The sequence below is a fragment of the Microcoleus sp. D2_18a_B4 genome (assembly GCF_036702475.1).
Lineage (GTDB): Bacteria > Cyanobacteriota > Cyanobacteriia > Cyanobacteriales > Microcoleaceae > Microcoleus.
On the sequence record NZ_JAUBTL010000092.1, the window covers coordinates 1 to 21,699 of the forward strand.

At 45.0% G+C, this 21,699-nt stretch carries 14 protein-coding genes and 1 tRNA gene; 10 read left to right on the forward strand and 5 right to left on the reverse strand.

Translation table 11 applies throughout. The annotated features are described in order from the left end of the window. Positions 1-283 precede the first annotated feature (283 nt). The 10 genes from QUB04_RS30625 to QUB04_RS30670 all read left to right on the forward strand — a co-directional run bounded on the left by QUB04_RS30625 (position 284) and on the right by QUB04_RS30670 (position 15,296). On the forward strand, positions 284-487 hold the full coding sequence (locus tag QUB04_RS30625) for a hypothetical protein (RefSeq protein ID WP_333290413.1): 204 nt from the start codon (positions 284-286) through the stop codon (positions 485-487). 30 nt (positions 488-517) lie between these two features. Further along, a complete protein-coding gene (locus QUB04_RS30630; RefSeq protein ID WP_333290441.1) occupies positions 518-811 on the forward strand; it encodes a Uma2 family endonuclease in 294 nt (97 codons plus the stop codon). Positions 812-944: 133 nt separating this feature from the next. Then, positions 945-2,603, forward strand: a complete 1,659-nt coding sequence (locus tag QUB04_RS30635) for a tetratricopeptide repeat protein (RefSeq protein ID WP_333290415.1) — start codon at positions 945-947, stop codon at positions 2,601-2,603. A 207-nt stretch (positions 2,604-2,810) separates the two neighbouring features. Next, positions 2,811-3,554, forward strand: a complete 744-nt coding sequence (locus QUB04_RS30640) for a Uma2 family endonuclease (protein ID WP_333290417.1) — start codon at positions 2,811-2,813, stop codon at positions 3,552-3,554. A 321-nt stretch (positions 3,555-3,875) separates the two neighbouring features. Continuing rightward, positions 3,876-5,078, forward strand: a complete 1,203-nt coding sequence (locus QUB04_RS30645; protein WP_333290419.1) for a tetratricopeptide repeat protein — start codon at positions 3,876-3,878, stop codon at positions 5,076-5,078. Positions 5,079-5,157: 79 nt separating this feature from the next. Then, on the forward strand, positions 5,158-6,681 hold the full coding sequence (locus QUB04_RS30650; RefSeq protein WP_333290422.1) for a carboxypeptidase M32: 1,524 nt from the start codon (positions 5,158-5,160) through the stop codon (positions 6,679-6,681). A 129-nt stretch (positions 6,682-6,810) separates the two neighbouring features. After that, positions 6,811-9,231 carry a sucrose synthase gene (locus tag QUB04_RS30655; protein WP_333290424.1) on the forward strand — a complete coding sequence of 807 codons (2,421 nt, stop codon included), beginning with the start codon at positions 6,811-6,813 and terminating at the stop codon, positions 9,229-9,231. A gap of 813 nt (positions 9,232-10,044) precedes the next feature. Beyond that, a complete protein-coding gene (locus tag QUB04_RS30660; RefSeq protein WP_333290426.1) occupies positions 10,045-10,755 on the forward strand; it encodes a peptidoglycan-binding protein in 711 nt (236 codons plus the stop codon). A gap of 223 nt (positions 10,756-10,978) precedes the next feature. Beyond that, a tRNA-Leu gene (locus QUB04_RS30665) sits at positions 10,979-11,060 on the forward strand. Positions 11,061-11,465: 405 nt separating this feature from the next. Beyond that, the gene (locus tag QUB04_RS30670) at positions 11,466-15,296 is read left to right on the forward strand and encodes an N-6 DNA methylase (RefSeq protein ID WP_333290428.1); all 3,831 of its coding nucleotides are present in this window, start codon (positions 11,466-11,468) and stop codon (positions 15,294-15,296) included. 100 nt (positions 15,297-15,396) lie between these two features. Here the strand turns inward: QUB04_RS30670 and QUB04_RS30675 are convergent, their stop codons facing one another. The 5 genes from QUB04_RS30675 to hetZ all read right to left on the reverse strand — a co-directional run bounded on the left by QUB04_RS30675 (position 15,397) and on the right by hetZ (position 21,106). Further along, positions 15,397-15,900, reverse strand: a complete 504-nt coding sequence (locus QUB04_RS30675; RefSeq protein ID WP_333290430.1) for a hypothetical protein — start codon at positions 15,898-15,900, stop codon at positions 15,397-15,399. 125 nt (positions 15,901-16,025) lie between these two features. Next, entirely contained in the window at positions 16,026-16,196 is a 171-nt protein-coding gene (locus tag QUB04_RS30680; RefSeq protein WP_333290432.1) for a hypothetical protein, read from the reverse strand. A 23-nt stretch (positions 16,197-16,219) separates the two neighbouring features. Beyond that, positions 16,220-18,586, reverse strand: a complete 2,367-nt coding sequence (locus QUB04_RS30685) for a transglutaminaseTgpA domain-containing protein (RefSeq protein WP_333290434.1) — start codon at positions 18,584-18,586, stop codon at positions 16,220-16,222. A 275-nt stretch (positions 18,587-18,861) separates the two neighbouring features. Further along, positions 18,862-19,932, reverse strand: a complete 1,071-nt coding sequence (locus QUB04_RS30690) for a hypothetical protein (RefSeq protein ID WP_333290436.1) — start codon at positions 19,930-19,932, stop codon at positions 18,862-18,864. After that, positions 19,925-21,106, reverse strand: a complete 1,182-nt coding sequence (hetZ, locus tag QUB04_RS30695; RefSeq protein ID WP_333290438.1) for a heterocyst differentiation protein HetZ — start codon at positions 21,104-21,106, stop codon at positions 19,925-19,927. The genes QUB04_RS30690 and hetZ overlap by 8 nt, the downstream gene beginning before the upstream one ends. Positions 21,107-21,699 lie beyond the last annotated feature (593 nt).

Genomic DNA, 21,699 nt, shown 5'->3' on the forward strand with positions numbered 1-21,699 from the left:
GGTATGATCGAATCAATGACGTGGCGATCGCCTGACTCACTCTTTTAAGATACAAGGGGCGGGTTTTACAAACAATAATTGCCTAAAACCGACAATCTCAAAAACCCGCCCCCGCCAACGAATTATCAAAAAAGTGCTCTTCGGCGCACCCTAATAATTATTAATTATTTAGTAATTTAGTGTTAAGTTTGGATCAAATTAAATAACCTGATTGCCACCGCAAAACTCTAATTTAAATTTTAACGAATTTATTGCAATTTGGCCGGAAGATAGTATTTAAGAAGTGGTGAACGGAGAAATTGTCAAAATAGCAATTACCAGAAATCATGATAATATTGGTGAATTTACAGACAGACACTTTTATCAAGAGAGCGATCGGCTGAAACTCAACTATGTAGTAAAACGAGGCATCACGATTAAAACTACCACAAAAGAAGGTATGGAGCAAGGAAGAGTTCCTGATGTCAGTGTTATCGATCGAACTTAGTGGCGTGCTGAACGCAAAGCTTATTCCGTACTGGAATCGCCGATTCAGTTAGCTGTCGAGGTAGTATCAACTAATTGGGAAGATGATTATGTTGATAAGCTAGATGAACATGAACGCTTGGGCATTGCTGAATACTGGATTATTGATTATTTAGCAATTGGCAAAAGAGAGTATTTGGGAAACCCGAAAAATCCGACGGCATTTGTTTTTTCGCTAGATGCTGAAGGCAAATATCACCGCACTCAGTTTAGAGATAATGAACAAATTGTTTCGCCCACTTTCCCCGAATTAGTGCTGACGGCGGCTCAGGTATTGTCAGCTTAGTTGTGTTGTGTTAGTCTGAAGCAATATTGAAATTGCAAAAAATACTTTAAGATTATTTAATATTTTCGTCGGCTGCTTAAAGGAATTAAGCAATTTCAAGTTGTCGTGGACAATTTGAGCCAGGAGGTTAGAAATGATTGATTGGAAGGAACTGTACAATTTAGGCTTAGGCTGGTTTGAAAAAGCGCTAGCCTTCTTCGACAAAGCCTTAGAAATCCAACCAGATCCCGAAGCCTGCAACCATCAGGGCAATGCACTGGGTAATTCAGAAAGATTTGAAGAATCGCTCGCCTCCTACGACAAAGCCTTAGAATTAAAACCACATGATGACAACCCCTGGTACAATCGGGGCGTTCCACTGGATTCTATAGGCTTGTTTGAAGAAGTGATAGCCTCCTACAACAAAGCCTTAGAATTCCCACCAGATAAAGACGAAGCCTGGGTAGAACCCGGCTATGCACTGGCTAAGTTAGCAAGATTTGAAGCAGCGATCGCCTCCTACGACAAAGCCTCAGAATTCAAACCCTATTTACACGCAGCCTGGTACGATCGGGGCAATGCACTGGGTAATTTAGGGTTGTTTGAAGATGCGATCGTATCCTACGACAACGCCTGTGACTTAAAACGATATTTACTATACGCAGCCTGGTACAATCGGGGCAATGCACTCGGTAATTTAGGAAGATGGAAAGAAGCGCTCGCCTCCTACGATAAACCCTTAGAATTAAAACCATATTTACACGCAGCCTGGTACAATCTGGGCTATGCACTGCTTTCTTTAGGAAGATTTGAAGCAGCGATAGCCTCCTACGACAAAGCCTTAGAATTCAAACCAGATGATGACGAATCCTGGAATAATCGGGGCATTGCACTGAATGATTTATGGAGATGGGAAGAAGCGGTTTACTCCTACAACAAAGCCTTAGAAATCAAACCAGATTTACACCAAGCCTGGTACAATCGGGGCGCTGCACTGGAGGATTTAGGAAGATTAGAAGAAGCGATAGCCTCCTACGACAAAGCCTTAGAATTAAAACCCGATTATCACGAAGCCGGGTACAATAGGGCTAATACACTGGTTGATTTAGGAAGATGGAAAGAAGCGATAGCCTCCTGCGACAAAGCCTTAGAATTAAAACCAGATTTACAGGAAACCAGGCTCAATAGGTACATGGCACTGCTTTATTTAGGAAGATTTGAAGCAGCGATAGCCTTCTACGACAAAGCCTTAGAATTAAAACCCGATGATGGCGAAGCCTGGAACAATCGGGGCATTGCACTGGGTAATGTAGGAAGATTGAAAAAAAAGCTCGCCTCCTGGGGCATTGCACTGGGTAATTTAGGAAGAGTGAAAAAAAAGCTCCCCTGCTTCGACAAAACAGCCTTAGAATTAAAATCACCTGATGACGAAACCTGGTACAATCGGGGCGTTGGACTGTATAATTTAGAAAGATGGGAAGAAGAGATCGCCTCTTTTGACAAAGCCTTAAAATTAAAACCAGATTATTACAAAGCCTGGTACTATCGGGGCGTTGCACTGGAGGATTTAGGAAGATTGGAAGAAGCGATCGCATCCTACGACAAAGCCTTAGAATTCAAACCAGATTATCACGCAGCATTTTATAATAAAGCTTGCTGCTATGCGTTACAGAGTCAAATTGACCAAGCGATCCAGAATTTGCAGCAAGCCATAAATCTGAATCCTGACCAATACCGAGAAATGGCAAAAACTGACTCAGTTTTTGACAGCATTCGATCGCATACTCGGTTTCAAGCCTTGATTCAAGAATAGGGATTTGCCCTTGGGCGGGGCGGGTTTATGAGATTGTCGGTTTTAGGCAATTATTGTTGGTAAAACCCGCCCCTACAGCATCAAAAACACTCTTATTATTTCTTAATCCGCGCAGGCGGACTTGGTTTGTGTAGACGCGGTTTCAACCGCCGACTTATCTGAATAAATAGTACAATTAAACCTAGATACTTCTCGGAGACAACGACTATGCAAGTCACAACCCAAGAAATCATTTATCCTTCCAGCGACGGTCAACCAATGGCAGAAAGCACAATTCAATACGAATTAATTGTCAAAATCAAAGAAGGTTGCGAATCGCTGTTTAAAGATGACCCAAACGTTTTTGTAGCTGCAGATTTACTGTGGTATCCCGTTGAGGGGAAACCTGAAATTTCTCAAGCACCTGATACGATGGTGATATTTGGAAGGCCAAAGGGCGATCGCCCTTCCTACATACAACATCGAGAGGATAATATTGGTCCTCAAGTCGTCTTTGAGATTCGCTCCCACAACGACAGCAATACTAAAATGAATAAAAAACTTTCATTTTACCAGCGTCATGGGGTTGAGGAGTATTACCTTTACGATCCACAAATAAATGAACTGGAAGGTTGGCAAAGAATTGAGGGAGATTTAGAAGTTATTGAGCCGATGGAGGGATGGATTAGTCCGAGATTAGGTGTGCGATTTGAGTTGGGAGAAGATGGGTTAGAAATTTATCGGCCTAATGGAGAAAAGTTTCTTTCCTATGCGGAATTAGAAGAAGAGAGATTATTAGATCGTCAGCGCCTACAACAAGAGTCTCAAAGAGCCGAACAAGCCAATCAAAGAGCTGAACAAGCCAATCAAAGAGCCGAACAAGCAGATCAAAGAGCCGAACAAGCCAATCAAATTGCTCAACGTTTAGCAGCTAAACTGCGCGAATTGAACATCGATCCAGATAGCATTTAACCCCGAATAAATGCTCAGAAGCCCGGTTTGTTTGAAAAATGTGGTTTGTGGCGATCGCGGTTATTTGTGGTTTTAACGTAATCCTGTCAGCCCGATCGCCCTTTCCTCTTTTCTACGCAGTAATATAAAAAAATAGTATTAATCTATACCTACAAATCCCCGATGTAGAATTATAATGAAAAAAATTGAAAAAGTCCCCAAATTCCTGTAAAATTGCCATAAATAACCAAATAGTCGCGATCAAAAGCACTCAAAGGCGAAAAAGATCGCATATAAAAAAGAAAAGAATCAATTAGACAGAAAATAAAGAGGTGAAACCCCTTGCAAAAATTAGCCAGCATAGAAAAGCCGATCGACTCAGGGGAAAAATCCATAGCAGTCAACACCCAAAAGGCTCAAACATTGTACGAACGCGGCAACGCCCTAGAAGCAATGGGACGATTCCAAGCTGCGATCGAATCTTGGCAAGAAGCGATCGAACTTGAACCAAAATTTTATGAAGCCTGGTACAACCAAGGCGTAGCCCTCAAAAAATTGGGCCAGCTAGAAGAAGCGCTCGCAGCCTACAACCAATCCCTACAAATCAAACCAAACAATCCCGAAGCGTGGTATAATCGGGCCAACGTTTTGCGGAAGCTCAACAGACTCTCAGAAGCGATCGCATCCTACGAAAAGGCGATCCAACTCAATCCCAGCTACCCCGAAGCTTGGACGAACCGCGGCAACACCCTCGTCAGCTTAGAAAAATTATCAGAAGCGATCTCCTCCTACGAGAAAGCTATAGCCATCAAACCAGACTACTGCGAAGCTTGGTACAACAAAGCATTTGCCCTGAGAAAATCCGACCAAAATACAGCGGCGATCACTTCCTTCGACAAAGCGATCGAACTCAAACCAGACTTGCATCAAGCCTGGTACAACCGCGGCTTAGCCCTAGCCGATGAAAAACTCTACCCGGAAGCCGTCGCCTCCTACGACAAAACACTGCAACTGCTGCCGAATTCCGCCGAAGCCTGGAACAAACGCGGCACGGCGATCGCACAAATGGGACAATTTGAATCAGCGATCGCATCCTGGGACAAAGCCCTCGCACTCAAGCCAAACGACAGCGAAACCTTTTACAACCGCGGCTTAGCCTTCGCCAACTTACAACGCTTTGAAGAAGCAATAGCCTCTTGGGAAAAAACCGTAGAGTTGCAGCCAGACAACACCGAAGCCTGGTACAACCGCGCCGTCGCCCTCAAAAAAATCCAACGATTTACCGAAGCGATCGCCTCCTACGATAAAATCATCGCACTCAAACCCGACGATCCCAACCTGTACTATCAAAAAGCTTGCCTTTACGCCCTGGAAAAAGAAGCAGGCGATCTCACAAACAGCCCCGAACTTGTAGCCACCAGCATCCGGCTGGCGATCGAAAACTTATCCAAGGCGATCGAACTCAATCCGCATAAATACCGGAAATTATGCAAAAATGACTCTAAATTGCGTACAATACGGGAAGAAGTGCGGTTTTTAGCTTGATTTCAGGGTAGCTATGATTGATGGATACGGATGCCGCACTGCAACCTTTGTAGGCAAAACAGCACCATAAACCCCAATCATGCAAACCCTAGATAAAACTCAAGCAAAATTTGCTCAACTGGCAGCCCACCTCAGAGAAGTTACGGACATCGAATCAGCCTCGTCGTTGCTGCATTGGGATCAATCAACTTATATGCCAGCCAAAGGTGCAACTGCCAGAGGCCGCCAGTTGGCTACTCTCAAACAAATATCCCACGAAAAATTTACAGATCCAAAAATAGGTGAACTCCTAGAAGACTTGCGTTTCTACGAACAAACCCTCCCCTACGACTCCACCGCAGCCAGCCTGATCCGCATAGCCCGCAGAGACTACGATCGCGCCGCCAGAGTCCCCGCAACCTTCATGTCCGCACTCTGCCGCCACCAAGCCGACTGCTACGAAGCTTGGGCCGCGGCCAGGGCAGCCAACAACTTCGCAGCCGTTGAGCCGTATCTAGAAAAAACCCTAGAATTAAGCAGGCAATACGCCGACTTTTTTCCCGGCTACGAACACATCGCCGATCCTTTGATCGATCGTAGCGACTACGGCATGAAAGTATCCCTGCTGCGCCCGCTTTTCGCCCAACTGCGTCAAGAATTAGTGCCGATAGTCGAAGCCATCACCTCGCAACCTCCCGCCGACGACTCCTGCTTACACCAAGACTTCCCCGAATTCCAACAACTAGAATTCACTCGCAAAGTTGTAGAACGCATGGGGTTCGACTTCCAACGGGGACGGCAAGACACCACCCTGCACCCGTTCATGACCAACTTCTCCATAGACGACGTGCGAATTACCACCCGCGTCTATGAAGACCACTTGGATCAAGCACTCTTCAGCAGCATCCACGAAGCCGGACACGCCCTCTATGAACTCGGAAATTCCCCGGAATTTGAAGGCACGCTTCTGGCAGGCGGCATTTCCTCCGGCGTGCACGAAAGTCAATCGCGACTTTGGGAAAATATGGTCGGGCGCAGCCGCGGTTTTTGGGAATGTTTTTACCCGCAACTCCAAGGCGTATTTTTGCGACAGTTGGGACACGTATCCACTGACGCATTTTACCGGGCAATTAACAAAGTCTCGCGATCGCTCATCCGCACCGACGCCGACGAAGTAACCTACAACCTCCACGTCGCCATCCGCTTTGACCTAGAATTGGCAATGGTAGAGGGAAAACTAGCAGTCCGAGACCTCCCCGAAGCCTGGAACGAACGCTATAGAAGCGACCTCGGCGTTGTCCCCGCTACCGACAGCGAAGGCGCAATGCAAGATGTTCACTGGTATGTTGGTACGATCGGCGGAATGTTCCAAGGTTACACCCTCGGCAACTTGATGAGCGCCCAATTCTACGAAACAGCAGTAAAAATCAATCCTGAAATTCCCGTAGAAATAGAACGGGGCAATTTTAGCGTACTCCACAACTGGCTCAAACAAAACATCTACCAGCACGGTCGCAAATACACTGCTGTCGAATTGCTCGATCGCGTTACAGGTTCACCTTTAACTATCGATCCCTTTATCCGCTACATTCGCCACAAATACGGGGAGTTTTATGTCATTTGAGGGATAGCAAGTTCAGATTGCAGACTTTAAAATTACAAAAAAAGTAGCTGCTTTAAAAAAAGGGCGATACAGTTTGAGTATCGCCTAATTTCACAGCGGAAATCAAAAGTCTTACATAAGGGAGTATGTATGTCTGAACTCTTTCAGGCTGTTATCGCCAGCGACGAAAAAACCGACTTGCGTCAGTTTGTCAGCGATTTACGCGCTTTGGGAAACAAATATTTACTACGAAACGACATAGTTAACGCTTTTGCCGCCTACTGCACCAAATACGAAAAGCCCGAACAGTTCCATCAATCTTCTCTTTTAAGCAAACTGATTTACTACGTTCAGGAAATTCTTCTCGAAGATGGCAGTCTTTGCGTCCTGCTGCGACCAAAAATTGCTACAATGGAAATAGTGCGAGTTGCAGACGACTTGACTGTTGAGCAGATGACAGTGCAAGAATTGCTCGATGTGCGCGATCGCTTCGTCAACCATTTTAACCCCCAAGAAGGCGACATTCTCGAACTAGATTTCGGCCCTTTTTACGATTATTCCCCCACAATTCGCGACCCCAAAAACATCGGCAAAGGAGTGCAATTCCTCAACCGATACCTGTCCAGCAAACTGTTCCAAGACCCCAGACACTGGCAGGAAACTCTATTTAATTTCTTGCGGATTCACCGCTACAACGGCGTACAATTACTAATTAACGATCGCATAAAATCCCAACAACAACTTTCCGAACAAATCAAAAAAGCCATCACCTTTGTCGGCGATCTTTCTGAAGAAGAACCCTACGAGAGATTTCGACTGGTTTTGCAAATGATGGGTTTCGAGACAGGTTGGGGAAATACTGCCGCCCGCGTGCATGAAACCCTAGGAATTCTTGACGAATTAATTGATTCCCCCGATCCGCAAACCCTAGAAGCATTTATTTCTCGCATCCCGATGATTTTCAAAATCGTCCTAGTTTCTCCTCACGGCTGGTTCGGCCAAGAAGGAGTTTTGGGGCGACCGGATACGGGAGGTCAGGTAGTTTATGTCCTCGATCAAGCCAAGAGTTTAGAGAAACAACTGCAAGAAGACATTCATCTTGCCGGTCTCGATAGTTTAGGAGTCAAACCTAAAGTAATTATTCTCACCCGGTTAATTCCTAACAGCGACGGCACGCGCTGCAACCAACGTTTGGAAAAAGTTCACGGCACTGAAAATGCTTGGATTTTGCGGGTTCCCTTCCGCGAGTTCAATCCCAAACTGACTCAAAATTGGATTTCAAGATTCGAGATTTGGCCTTATTTGGAAACTTACGCGATCGATGCAGAAAAAGAACTGCTGGCTGAGTTTCAGGGCAAACCCGATTTAATTGTCGGCAACTATTCAGACGGCAACTTGGTAGCGTTTTTGCTGTCTCGCAAACTCAAAGTTACTCAGTGCAATATTGCCCATGCGCTGGAAAAATCTAAATATTTGTTCAGCAATCTCTACTGGCAAGAATCAGAGGACAAGTACCATTTTTCGCTGCAATTTACTGCCGATATAATTGCTATGAATGCAGCTAGTTGTATTGTCAGCAGCACCTATCAAGAGATTGTGGGTCAACCCGATAGTGTCGGTCAGTACGAATCTTACCATTGTTTTACCATGCCGGATTTGTACCACGTTGTGAACGGGATTGAACTGTTCAGCCCTAAATTCAACGTCGTGCCGCCGGGAGTCAACGAAAGTGTGTACTTTCCCTACACGCGGATAGAAGACCGGGTGCAAGGCGATCGCGATCGGCCGGGCGAACTGCTGTTTACTCTAGAAGACCCGGAACAAGTCTTTGGAAAACTCGACGACCCGCAAAAGCGCCCTTTATTTTCGATGGCCAGGCTCGATCGCATTAAAAACCTGACAGGCTTAGCAGAATTGTTTGGAAAAAGCCAGGAACTGCAAGAAAAATGCAACTTAATTCTAGTAGCTGGCAAACTGCGGGTCGAAGAAACCGAAGACTACGAAGAAGCAGAAGAAATTAAAAAACTCTACGCAATTATCGACCAATACAACCTTCACGGTAAAATTCGCTGGCTGGGAGTGAGGCTTTCCAAAAGCCTGTCCGGCGAAATCTACCGGGTAATCGCCGACACCCAAGGTATATTTGTTCAGCCAGCATTATTTGAAGCTTTCGGCTTGACAATTCTCGAAGCAATGATTACCGGGATTCCCACTTTCGGGACGCAGTTTGGCGGCCCGCTGGAAATCATTCAAGATGGGGTAAATGGGTTTTATATCAACCCGACAAACCACCAGGATACTGCCCAAAAAATTCTAGATTTTTTATCGAAATGCGAACACAATCCCAACTATTGGTATGAAATTTCAACGCGAGGAATTGACCGAGTTTACAGCACGTATACCTGGAAAATTCACACTACCAAGCTGCTGACGCTGGCGCGGACTTACGGTTTCTGGAACTACTCGTCCAAGGAAAACCGCGAAGATATGCTCCGTTACATAGAATCGCTGTTTTATCTGATTTACAAGCCAAGAGCCAAGGCTTTATTGGCAGAACACGCGAACCGATAACTGCGGAGTTTTGCTTTTTATCTCAACTCCATTGGTATCGGAATTATTCATCTCTTTCTTCCCTTTCTCTGTATCCTCTGCGTCAAGATGGGTTTAATAATTCCGATACAACTGAGATGTTGCACCATTGTCAAGAACAGGCAAGATGCCTGTTCCACAAAGAGTGAATTTTCTTGTGGAACAGGCATCTTGCCTGTTCCTAAACGGCCCATTCCACAAGAGATGAATTTTCTTGTGGAACAGGCATCTTGCCTGTTCCTAACAAGTAATTGAGAATGGTGCAACATCTCAGATACAACCGAAATTGATATTACGGGGGGATTCAAGGAAAAAACTTCGCCTCTGATGGATCAACTTTGTACCAAACCTGCCCGTAAATATTTGTGAATGACAGCAGGTTTTGTACAAGAGGACTGAGGCTAAGAAACCCGGTTTCTACGAAAATATGGGCTTTGGTAACGAAACATCTCGGAATCAACCGGGTTTATTCGGAATAGTGCGAACCGGCCCCTACTTCTAACAGGTAACTTCCAACTCGCAAATTCTGAGTGCTGGTTTCCCCATTGCCGAAATTCGAGAGACTGGGGCAGATATAGCAACCGCGCCAGACGCTTAGAACTTTCTTAATGGCCTAAACCAATGCGGTCTATTACCCATTCCCTCGGACTTCTTGTTACCCGATCGCGAAGTCGAAGGGCATTCTTCCTTCTTGCTTCTGCTATATGTCTCAGAAAGCTGTCCGGGTAATACAATTAGATTGAGAAACATGAAAACAGGGAAACCTTGTCAAACCTTACTAACAGGATGAAATTTATGCGTGTGACTACTGTTACGATTTTCAGCTTGATCGCTCTGCTCGCTCCCGGCTTAACCCGAAAGGCAACTGCTGCTTTCGACTCCGAACCCTTGGTGCAGGAAGAGTACCGCAGAGACTTTACGGCTCCCGCCGATCCGGGTGCGTCAGCATCACCCGAGGGAAAGTCCAAAGCAGATATGTTTAACAAGCCTTTTTACGCGGGCGACCAGACGCCAGTGAAAAAGGAAAAAACTATCTCGGCGGGTGCTGACGGGCCAGAAGTTGCAGCCATACAGCAGCGCTTGCAGGTGCACAGTTTCAAGGTGGGGACGATCGACGGTACCTATGGCTCTCGCACTACATCGGCGGTTCGTGCTTTTCAGCAGTCTAAGGGTTTGAACGCAGATGGCATTGTGGATAAAGAAACTTGGACAGCTTTAGCAGCAGATCCAGCGTCGGCTCCTGAAACTGTGCAGAGCAATGCTCCAATTGTGAGCAATGCTGCTGTTCCCGGCAATCCTCCAACTCTTCTAAATAAAGGCGCTGTCGGTTCCAAGGTGAAGACGCTACAGGTGCGTTTGGAAATGCAGGGTTACGATCCGGGTCCCATCGACGGCATTTTTGGCGCTCGCACTGCTACGGCTGTCAAGAGCTTTCAGCAGTATAAGGGCTTGATGGCTAACGGCATGGTGGACGACACAACCTGGAAGGCGCTGGGCCAAAAGTAAGCGACGAGTGAAAAATACGGAAAATTGCTGTGGCGATAACTCATGATTGAACCCGGTGTTCCAAAATGACCGGGTTTCTCGATGTTGGGCGATCGAGCAATTTGGTCATCAGCCTGCGGATTTATCAGTGGGTCGCTTTATTTTATCTAAAATCTAAAATCTAAAATCTAAAATCGATTGACCGATCGCTCTGTTGTGTGCTATATTAGTTAAATGTCAAAATGCGGATATGGCGGAATTGGCAGACGCGCCAGATTTAGGTTCTGGTTCCGAGAGGAGTGAAGGTTCAAGTCCTTTTATCCGCATAGCAGATGGTATTCCCAAAGAAAAAACTGTACAGTAACAAATAATTTGTTACTGTACAGGCGGCGATGACCCTACAAAGGCTGAGGAAGAAGGCCGGGGTTTACGAATTCGGTTTCGCTGGGGCGGTTTATGTTGTGCTGGGATTCATTCATAGCGATCGCTCCAAATGGTAGAATTTGATCTAGAGAGTGCGATCGCATCCTTAAAGTCTGGTGAGCCTGTGATTCCGGTGTGGTTAGATCAGATTCATCAGCAGGTAGCTAGTAGGTTATGGAGTAGATTCTGAGTAACTGAGTTTTAAAAACCTCACATCACGTATTTCAAGGTTAATCAGTCTATCAGTCCTTATATTGGCACTTCAACTCTATAAAATTGGGCAAACAAGTAATAAATTGTAGAAATCAATGAGAATCAAGAAGAAAGATAAAGATATTGAAGAACTCATTACCCTTCTAGGATTTAAGCCTCAAGAAGGAGAAAAAATTATTTTTTACAAAAACTATCCAAAGCATAACGATTACGTTCTGAAACTCAATTTTGAACAAGAAAAAATTGAGTACGGAACAAAAATAAAATTGGGCGATCTGACAACCAGTAACTTTGACAATAGCGAAAACTTTGTTGTATTGGAGTGTGTGGACAGAGTTTTAGAAAAAGGTTATCCGCCCGATAGACTTTCATTAGAACACAAGTGGCTAATGGGAAGGCAAGAGAAAGGCAAGCTGGACATTCTTATCACCGATAAGGACAACAAAGCCTATTTGATGATTGAATGCAAAACTTGGGGCGAAGAATATGAGAAAGAGAAAAAGAAAATGCAACATGACGGTGGGCAGCTTTTCTCTTACTTCCAACAAGACAAAGCAGCCCAATATTTATGCCTTTACGCTTCAAGGCTTTACCAAGGAAAGGTTGAGTTTATCAACGACATTGTGCAAGTTGACGAGCAATGGACAACTCTCAGCAATCAAAAAGAGATATTTGATCATTGGAACAAAAACTTTAAGGATAATGGAATTTTTGAAGATTGGGCAAACGCTTACGAGATCGAGATAAAAGCACTCACAAGGGGTAGACTAAAAGAATTAACTGAAGAAGATAGCGGACGTATTTTCAATCAGTTTGCTGAGATCCTTCGTCATAATGTTGTTTCTGATAAGCCCAACGCCTTCAATAAAATTTTCAATTTATTTCTTTGTAAAATTGTTGATGAAGACCGCAAACCCGATGAAGAATTAAAATTGCAGTGGCTGGAGTCGGACACAGATGAAGAATTGCAAAAACGACTTTCAGACCTTTACAAACAAGGAATGAAAGAGTATTTAACCAAAGATGTTACTGACTACAATGATGAGCAAATAGCAGAAAAACTATATGCTCTTCAGCCAGAAGTCAGAGAGCAAATTCGTGAAATGTTTACCCGTGTGCGACTGCACAAAAACAACGAGTTTGCATTCAAAGAAGTGTTTGACGAAAAATCGTTTAGAGAAAATGCAGTAGTTGTTCGTGAAGTGGTTGAATTGCTTCAGCCTTATCAGATTCGTTACGGACACAAACAACAGTTTTTGGGCGACTTCTTTGAGTTGCTTTTAAGCACAGGCATTAAGCAAGAAGCAGGACAATTTTTCACACCCGTTCCCATCGCCAAATTCATACTCTCGTCTTTGCCCATTCGTGAACTCATTGAACGCAAAATCTATAATGAAGAAATTAACTTTTTGCCTTATATCATTGATTATGCAGCAGGGAGCGGACACTTTTTGACGGAAGCAATGGACGAAGTGCAAAAAATCATTGAAATCCTTAATCCTGAAAAACAAAAACCTTCGGTAACAGCCAAACTCAAAAGTTGGAAAGAAGCCCCGTTGGCTTGGTGTCAGGACTATGTTTATGGAATTGAGGCTGATTATCGCCTGGTAAAAACTGCCAAAGTGAGTTGCTTTTTGAATGGTGACGGTTTGGCAAATGTCATTCATGCAGACGGTTTAGACCATTTTCAGAAAAGTATTGACTATAAAGGCAAACTCAAAGTAGTAACCCAAGATGATCCCAGAGACAACGGACAGTTTGATATTTTGGTGGCCAACCCACCCTATTCAGTTTCAGCTTTCAAAAACACTTTGAAATTTGGCGAAGAATCATTTGAACTTTATAATCGGTTAACTGATGACAGTTCAGAAATTGAATGTTTGTTTATTGAACGCATCAAGCAACTGCTGAAACCAGGTGGTTGGGCAGGTATAATTTTGCCAAGCTCTATTTTGAGTAACTCAGGCATTTATACAGATGCAAGGGAAATCATTCTGAAATATTTTGACCTAAAAGCTATTGCCGAATTTGGCTCTAATACTTTTATGGCAACAGGTACAAACACCGTAACACTATTTTTGGAACGCAAATCTAACACCGAATGGAAAAAGATAGAAGCTGCTATTAAAAACTTCTTTGATCAACCCCAAGAAGCTATGGTAAATGGTATTGAAAAGGCATTTGGCAAATATGTTGCAGAAGTTTTTGAAGGTTTGGATCTTGATGACTATATTTCATTTGTAAATAAACGCCCTAACGAAAATATACAGAAGCAAGAAGTGTTTATGGACTATAAAAAATGGTTCAATTGTCTTACTGAAATAAAAAAAGTCAAAGAGAAAAAAACATTCAAGGGCAAAACTAAAGCCGAGCAGCAGGAAGAACTAGACAAGCTTTTTTATAAAAAAATATTTGCCCGTGAGCAGGATAAAATACTTTATTTTTTCCTTGTTTATCCGCAGCAAACCGTTTTAATTAAAGTAGGCGAAAAGCAAGCAGAAAAAGATTTTATCGGTTATGAGTTTAGTAATCGGAGGGGACACGAAGGAATAAAAATGTATCATAAAAATGGTAAGCCGACTACAAAACTTTATGATGATGACAATCACCTCAACCCCGAAAAAGCCAATAATTATGTTTACCGCTCATTCCTGGGGCAGCAATTCAGTATTGAAAAATCACTGTCTGAAAACGTTACCACTTTTGGCACATTGGAGTTAATAGATTTTAAAAAATTAGTTTTCGAGAAGTCAATTTCGTTGGGAATTAAAAAAAAAGTAGAAATCAAGTCAAAGTATAAATTAGTAAAACTTGGTTCATTATGTGAGTTTAGCTACGGCAAAAGCCTTCCTGAATCCGAGAGGAAAATTGGTAAATATCCTGTTTTAGGCTCAAATGGAAGAGTTGGTTTACACAACGAGTATTTAATTGAAGGCCCCTCAATAATTATTGGTCGTAAAGGTTCTGTGGGCGAAGTTGTTTGGGAGGAAGAGAACAACACGCCTATTGATACTACTTTTTACATAACTTTACTATCAGAGGAAGTTACTCTTAAATACTTGTATTGGCAATTAAAAGGTCTAAAACTGAATGAATTGAAAGGTGGGACAGGTGTTCCAGGAATTAATAGAAATGATGCTTATGCCTTAAAAATTCCACTTCCACCCCCGCCAGTTCAAGAGAAGATCATTGAGGAAATCGCTGACATTGAACAAAAGGAAAAAGCAGAGCGGAACAACTTAATCAAACTTAATACCGCACTAGATAATCTTTTTTTAAACCTTAACTATCCTGTTGAAAGGTTGAGCCAACTTGCAAAATTCAAAAACGGACTAAATTATAGCGAAAAGAGTACAGGTGACTTAGTTACCATAGTTGGCGTAAAAGATTTTCTTGAAGACTTTTCACCCAATCTTGATAAACTTGTAGATGTGAGAATTGACGGGGAACTTAACGAAAGTTACAAGTTACAACCAGGAGACATATTGGTGGTTCGTTCTAATGGTTCTGCGAATTTGGTGGGCAGGTTTATTTACATAGATAAGCTGCTAAAAGATACTTCTTACTCAGGCTTTACAATTAGGATTCGCGCTAATTCGGAAAAAGTAAATTCAAAATATCTATGCTATTGTTTGCGAACTGAAAGCGTCCGTAATGCTATCACTAAAGATCCCAAAGGTGCAAACATTAGGAGTTTAAACCAAACAATGCTTTCTTCCATTAGCGTACCCATTCCATTTCTTAAGGAACCATTTCTTAAGGAACAATCTCTTAAGGAACAATTGAAAATAATCAACAAGGCGGAAGATTTGGAAAAGGAAATTGCTCTAATAAAAAAATACTTGCAAACGATTGCTCAAGAAAAAGAACAAGTTTTAACAAAACATCTTGTAATGAATGACATTCATGGTAATCTTTTGGGCTAAATGGCATAATAGTATTATTTATCAAAGCAAAAATTCTTAGATTTAATTGATTGTCCGCTTACTCAAGAAGGTTGTGAAAAATTTTTCCAAGCCCAAGGAATTACAAATACTTTTGATATTTCACCATCTCCCCAAACCCCAGAAAACACCTTTGACACCAACCATCCACCCACAACGCCGGAACCTTAAACCTAGCCCCACAATTAGGACATTCCGATAGCAAGCGTAACTGGTGCCGATCCCACCCCTGCATCCTTTTAAGCTGCCACTCGATCCGGTGACAAGGCGACTGGGCATAACAGGCCCCACCCAACCGAATCGGTTCCAACTTCATCCCCACTCCAGGAGGCGGTAGCATTCCCTGTAACCGATCGCCCGCCACTGCCACCACCACCGCCAACGCCTCCAACTGCTGACCAGAAGCAGGAGGATTAAACCGAAACTTTTCCCAACGGGCGATCGCACCTCCCAACCCCGCCATCTTACCCAACCCATTCGGCGTTAACTTATTCGCCCGTCGAAACCGCCCCAAAAAATGGCTCAAACTCTCACCCTCCAACGGTTCCACCCGAAACAGCCAAGGCTGGATATCGATCGCTTCCATCACTTGTACTCCCCAGCAACTTCTTTGAGAGTTTCCAAATCAATCCTTGATAACCCCTTCTTCAAAGCCCGAATCGCCGCCTCCTTAAGAATCATATCCAATAGCCCCACATAACCCCCAGTCGCCTACCCCAAGGCCTTCAACATCGCATTACTAGAAAGATTAGAAGCCACAGGTAACAGCAAAACCTTCTTTTCCCAAACCTCCACCGTCCGCTTAAACTCCTCCCCTGACAACTTACCAAACCGATGACTTGACCAAAAACGGCTATAAACCTGTTCATCCCGCTTAATCACCGCATCTAAGCGATCGGTATCGCCTAAAACCAGCGCTTTTTCAGTTTCTTCAAGTGCGATCGCCTCAAATTTTCCACCAACTGCCGCAACTGGTTCAAATTACCCGATTCCCCGCCATACTTCCAGCGCACGTAAGCTTGCGAAACTTCATCAATCACCTCAGCTTCATCAGTTGCATGATTACCGCGCATTGCCTCAGCATACTCCAAAGGTGTTTGAGCTTTCTGCTTGGCAAATCCACGGCTCGCCAAATCCTTCAGCATTTCCTGATAAACCCCCTCCACCGGCGGCAGCTTCGCCAGCCAGCGGCGGTGGCGCCACTTGCGCCACAGTTGCCAAATTAACCAGCCAATAAAGCCAAAGGCGATCGCAGCAATTAAGCCAGTAAATAACCCCACCCAACCCTTAGCAAACTGTCCCAGAAACCAGCCCACAATCAAAGTTATCCAGCCAACTAGAAAACCTATAACTGAATCCAGCCCGCTTCTGAGAGGAGTCGGTAGCCAACCCGCGATCCACTTCCAAAACGATTCGATCGCACTAAAAGTCTGGTTGTCTTCCACCGAAGCCGGAATCAGCGGATAACCGGGAATCGGATTAAAAGCAAACCAGCCATTATTGGGAAAATATACCTCCGTCATCAAAAAAGCGTCGGTATTTTTCACAACATAGTAACCAGTAAACGGGTTGAATTCCCCCGTATCGAAACCGCCCACCAGCCGCGCCGGAATCCCGATCGACCTCAGCATAATGGTCAATACCGTCGAAAAGTGGTCGGGATATCCACCTGTAACTTTTTTGCCGTCCTGAGTGTTTTTGTAGCCAAACAGAAAACCCTCGACTAAATCTTCACTTTCCTCTAAGTAAGGCAAAGCTTTTTCTATTTTGTAATTCGGATTTTGCTTTAAATATTGAGCCAAATACAAAGCTTTTTCGTAGGGAGAATCGATCGGTCTGTCCGACTGAGCTACTCTAGTTCTTGCCGCCAAGATATCTTCAGTTTTTTCTCGCACCTTCTGGGCAATTTTCGGCGGCACATCCAAATAGAAGTTGCGAATATTTTTCGGGTAATTAGTACCAGTTTTCCCCAACAAAGAGCGATCGCGAAAAGGTACATTAGAAATCACCGTATAAGTCACACCCTCTCCCAATTCCGCAGGCGCTCGCAAACCCCCCTCCGCATCAATCGCCGCCTCTGGACTCGGAAAATAAAGTTCCTTCGGCTTGTTTAAAGCCGGAATCAAATTCGGCATTGGAGCAACAATAGTATAACTTTGAATCACCTCTTGAGTCCGAGGGGCATTGGGAAACGGATTCAGATAAAATTGATAAGACCAGCTAGGTCGAGTCAGCTTTTGAGCTTGTTCGTTGCGAGAAATTTCCCAACCCTGACCGGTGTATTTGTCAAAGCCTAACACGCGCCAAAAACCCGCCGCCTGCGATCGTACCCGCATCACCACTTGGGGTTTCATTTCCCCCCGCAAATTTTGATTGATGCGCTGGTTGAAACCGTAATAAAAAGTAGAGTCCACCTCTCCTGGCCCAGAGTCGGGGTTTCTCCCCCTTCCTCCGCCAGTTCCTTTTTCATTTCCCCCTCTAACATACCCCGGATTCAGAATGCTGCGCGAGTCAAACTCCCCCTGATATTCAATAGGAGCACTCACCGGAAAAGTCCGCAACTGATAGCCAGGGAGGCGCGGCAAAAACGCAAAAATAGTCAGCCCCAACCCGACAGTTATCAGCAGCAGCCAACCAAAATACTTTGGGGATAAAGTAGCAGCAAATAGCGACAGGCTTTCATTTTTCCCTTTACCTTGTGCTTTTTCGCCAATGGCTTCTGGCTTCAAAAATCCCAAGCGCGATCGATAATCCAAAACCAAAGTCGGAAGCGCTAAAGCCAAAAACACCAACAACAGTGGCCCAAAAGTCAAGGTTTGGCTGAGAGTCGCTGCTACCCCTAACAAAATTAGCCCGATTACCATCGAATAGCCCAAATCCTTGCGGCGAGGCAAATCGAAACTGTGTAGCACTTGAAGTTGGATTAACAGTTGCGCCAAAACTAACCGCGTATCATTCAATTCTCCCACCAAGCGGCTAAAAAAAGCGAACAGCGCCACCAGCATTCCAATAGCTATGCAGAACTTAGCAGCTACATTGCGATCGCGGCGGCGGTACCAACTCCAAGTTGCTCCCACAATACTAACAGGCACAGCCCACAGGTTCAGGGCTTCTTCGGCAGCAACGTCAGTAGCTACAATTCCCACAATTACCAACAACTGAACTAGGATTCGCAGCAGTAAAGAATCCTCAATCACCGGCGGAGGCATGGCCTCAATCTGCTCCCACAGCTTACCCAACACAGGTATATTTCGCAGGTTATCAGTTGTCATGTGCACCCATCCAACTATTTTAGATTTTAGATTTTAGATTTTAGATTGAATCCACAGATAAATCTTGGTTTTACCTAATATCTAAATCTTATTTCCCTGTCCTTAGATTTTAGATTGAATCCACAGATTAACTTCACAGATGAATCTGGCGGCTTGAACTAATATCTAATTTTTTTTGCTTTCCACGACGACAGAAATCGAGGAATTGCATTGGTTTTTGTGTGAGGTCAAACCAGCGAGTAAAAACCTAAATTATTTACTCTAATTAGACCTTTCTAGTTGCGATCTTGTCCTGCCCAAATTGGACGAATAGCAAACATCAAAGGTCGGGTCTCGAAGTTTTGGAATCGAACTTCTAGGGCATAAGTTTTGTTAGGTTGCGGGTCAAACAACTCCACACTTAAATGCCCCGAATTCGGACGATGTGCAGTTGCTTCGGCATCTCCTCCCTTGAGTTCCAAACTTCCTGCCCCCGGAAATTGGCACTCAACTCTTAAACACGGCATTGGCTGTTCTCTGTTGGGGTTCGACAGGTATTGAGCCTCCAGAGTCAGCGCACCCAAAGCAGTCAGCCACTCCCGCGAAACCGGCGGCTGATTTACAGGACAATCCAAAGTTAGAGACTCAATGATTTCCTTGGCGGCCAACAGCGACAGCACCATTTGTTGATCGGTACTCGCTGCTTCGTAATTCGGGAAATCTTCTAAATCTAGAAGTCCCCGCAAAGAACCTCGGAGCACTAAACCAGCTAACTCGTTGAGTTCGTGAGACTGGCCCGGAAATAAGCCATCTACAGCGCGAACTAACTTCGATCCTTGCCGCAGCGACGACATTACCAGTTCCTGACAAGGTTCTAGCAGTTGAGCAAAAACCCCTTGGGCGATCGGAATTGGCAGGCGGCCCCACCTGATATTTTGTAGTTGGGGAGTCCAGAGGTGTAGGGGGGGAACCCATTGCGGGGCTACCTCGTCTGGGTAATCGTGGTCGTAGCTTTTGAATTCTGTTTCCCAGGGGAACAGCGGCGGGTTAGATTCAATTTCGGCTCTAAGCCTTTGTTTTAACAAGGTCTGAAAACGGTCTTGCACGGTCGGTATTTCTCCAATTGTCAGCGGTTGTGCGGGTGCATTGCTGTGCGCCCCCACTTGATAGTCCAGCGGGTCTGGTTCGTCCCATTCCCAGTATTCCACCCCGGAATTCTCTTCTGTATCGCCCCACTCTTGTGAGCGAGGGGATGGATTGAGGTTTTCCTCATCTTCGCTAGAGGCATTCGCGATCGGCGCCTGCAATATCCAGTCTAAAAAATGGCGATCGAAAGCCTCTGCATCCCTGTTCGTTTCGTTATTCATCACTAGATGCCCCTTCTCCGGAATCTGAACGATTTCGCAATTCCCACGCAAGTTCCAGCAATTTAAACCACCGCTTCTGTACCTGGGCTACCGTGCTACCCAGGGTTTGGGCGATCGCTGACTCTGACAGACCCTGTTGTTTCAACTTTAGCAAACGCTGTCCCTCTGGGCCAATTTGCTCGCCAAACGCCTGCCACTGAGAAGGCAGCAAACCCAGATTGCGGTCTAAGTCTGCTTCCAGCCACTGGTGAACGAGTTCCCAGCGGTGCGACATGGCGAACCTGAGCAAATGGTACTTGAAGCGCTGCTGCAAATAGTCTCTTTGGCGGGGAGTTATTCCCAAAAGCGACTCTATTTCATTAGTCGGCAAGTCTTGCAAGCGCAGCACGAAGTAATCGGCGCAGTCTTGTTGGTTGCGCTCTTTCAAGTAAGCCACTAATTCGTCAATCACGTGTTGCCGCAGAGATTCTGACTCGTCGCCTAGCGGACGAATTGCCGCCGAACCCTGTCCGGCCATCGCTTCCCGCACTGAGTGCACCGAGGTGTCATTCCAAGTTTGGTCGGAATCGGAAGCCCCTCCGTCGGCGGCTTGTTCCATATCTACGGAGGTTTCTTTGGGCTGCTGCTGGGAAAAGGTTTGGGCCCGTAAAATAATTAGTTGCTGGCTGCGGTTCCGAGGTAAAGGAATGCGCCGCTTGCCGAACCGCTCTACAAAGGCCATGTACTCTGCTAGTTCTAAGCGAGTGCGGGGACTGTAGGTAGGTGGCAGTTGGGTTTCGCGCCGGAATGCCTTTAAAGCTTCGAGATAAAATCCTTGCAAAAAATCTTTGATCAGTTCTACTCGCGCCTGATAGCTAGACTGCACCTGCGGAGGGGTTATGTAGCGATAGACGATCGCGCTGAGGGTACTGTGCAATTCTACTCTACCGGGCCCGGAGCCTAAATTGTAATAGTGGAGGCATTGTTGCAAGCGGTGCTGAGCGAGGGTCTGGGCTGAACCTTCTATATCTCCAGAGGCTTGAATCCGCTGGCTTTCTGTGCATATCCTGTTGACTTCTGCTGCGAGTCGCCCTGCTACATCTTGGCAGTTCTGCTCAGACGCGCGAGTGGACTTTTTAAGTTCGTCTAACAGCAGTTGAAATATGGTTTCCACGCTCTGGCAGATTTCCCGCATGATGGTTTACAGCTAACAATGAAAGTACCACAGTTAGTAAAAGTATGGATAAATCTTTCCTACTGCTACTTTACCGCGTATTCCCCAGATAGGACAAACTGCAACGCCCTCTATCTCCTCCTTCGCGCAAACACAGAGGACTGCTTTTTTTATCTGTCCTGGAGGCACCATCCGTTAAGAAACAGGTTTAAACAGTTGCCATAACGATGGTTCATCAGAGTGTCGGGTTTGACAAAGCCTTCCTGGGGGCCCAAAACGCTACACTGCCGTTGATACCTTCGGCTTAGTGCTGTGGTGGTCACAGCAGCAAGTGTTCCTGAAGGTAAAGCAAGCACACAACTTCTCCCGGCGCTCTACTAGATGGGACAAAGGGTTCCACGGCTGTATTTGATCGGGGTCTTCCGCCAGTTTTGCCATAAAGTTTCGACGGATCTCGCCCGTCTGTTTCTTGGCACCATCCTGGAACGTCGATTTAACGGTTTGACTCAATATCCTTTCCAGCATCCCAATCACAGAGGTTGACTAACAGTGTATAGTTTTCCAACAAATGCAAACATTTGCTAACAAACGCTGTAAGATGAGCAAATGGCATA

What these genes read in the sequence shown, in the direction of transcription:
- QUB04_RS30635 (WP_333290415.1), top strand. Translation starts at nt 945, where the DNA reads ATGATTGATTGGAAGGAACTGTACAATTTAGGCTTAGGCTGGTTTGAA.
- QUB04_RS30640 (WP_333290417.1), top strand. Translation starts at nt 2,811, where the DNA reads ATGCAAGTCACAACCCAAGAAATCATTTATCCTTCCAGCGACGGTCAA.
- QUB04_RS30650 (WP_333290422.1), top strand. Translation starts at nt 5,158, where the DNA reads ATGCAAACCCTAGATAAAACTCAAGCAAAATTTGCTCAACTGGCAGCC.
- QUB04_RS30655 (WP_333290424.1), top strand. Translation starts at nt 6,811, where the DNA reads ATGTCTGAACTCTTTCAGGCTGTTATCGCCAGCGACGAAAAAACCGAC.
- QUB04_RS30660 (WP_333290426.1), top strand. Translation starts at nt 10,045, where the DNA reads ATGCGTGTGACTACTGTTACGATTTTCAGCTTGATCGCTCTGCTCGCT.
- QUB04_RS30670 (WP_333290428.1), top strand. Translation starts at nt 11,466, where the DNA reads ATGAGAATCAAGAAGAAAGATAAAGATATTGAAGAACTCATTACCCTT.
- QUB04_RS30675 (WP_333290430.1), bottom strand. Translation starts at nt 15,900, where the DNA reads ATGGAAGCGATCGATATCCAGCCTTGGCTGTTTCGGGTGGAACCGTTG.
- QUB04_RS30685 (WP_333290434.1), bottom strand. Translation starts at nt 18,586, where the DNA reads ATGACAACTGATAACCTGCGAAATATACCTGTGTTGGGTAAGCTGTGG.
- QUB04_RS30690 (WP_333290436.1), bottom strand. Translation starts at nt 19,932, where the DNA reads ATGAATAACGAAACGAACAGGGATGCAGAGGCTTTCGATCGCCATTTT.
- hetZ (WP_333290438.1), bottom strand. Translation starts at nt 21,106, where the DNA reads ATGCGGGAAATCTGCCAGAGCGTGGAAACCATATTTCAACTGCTGTTA.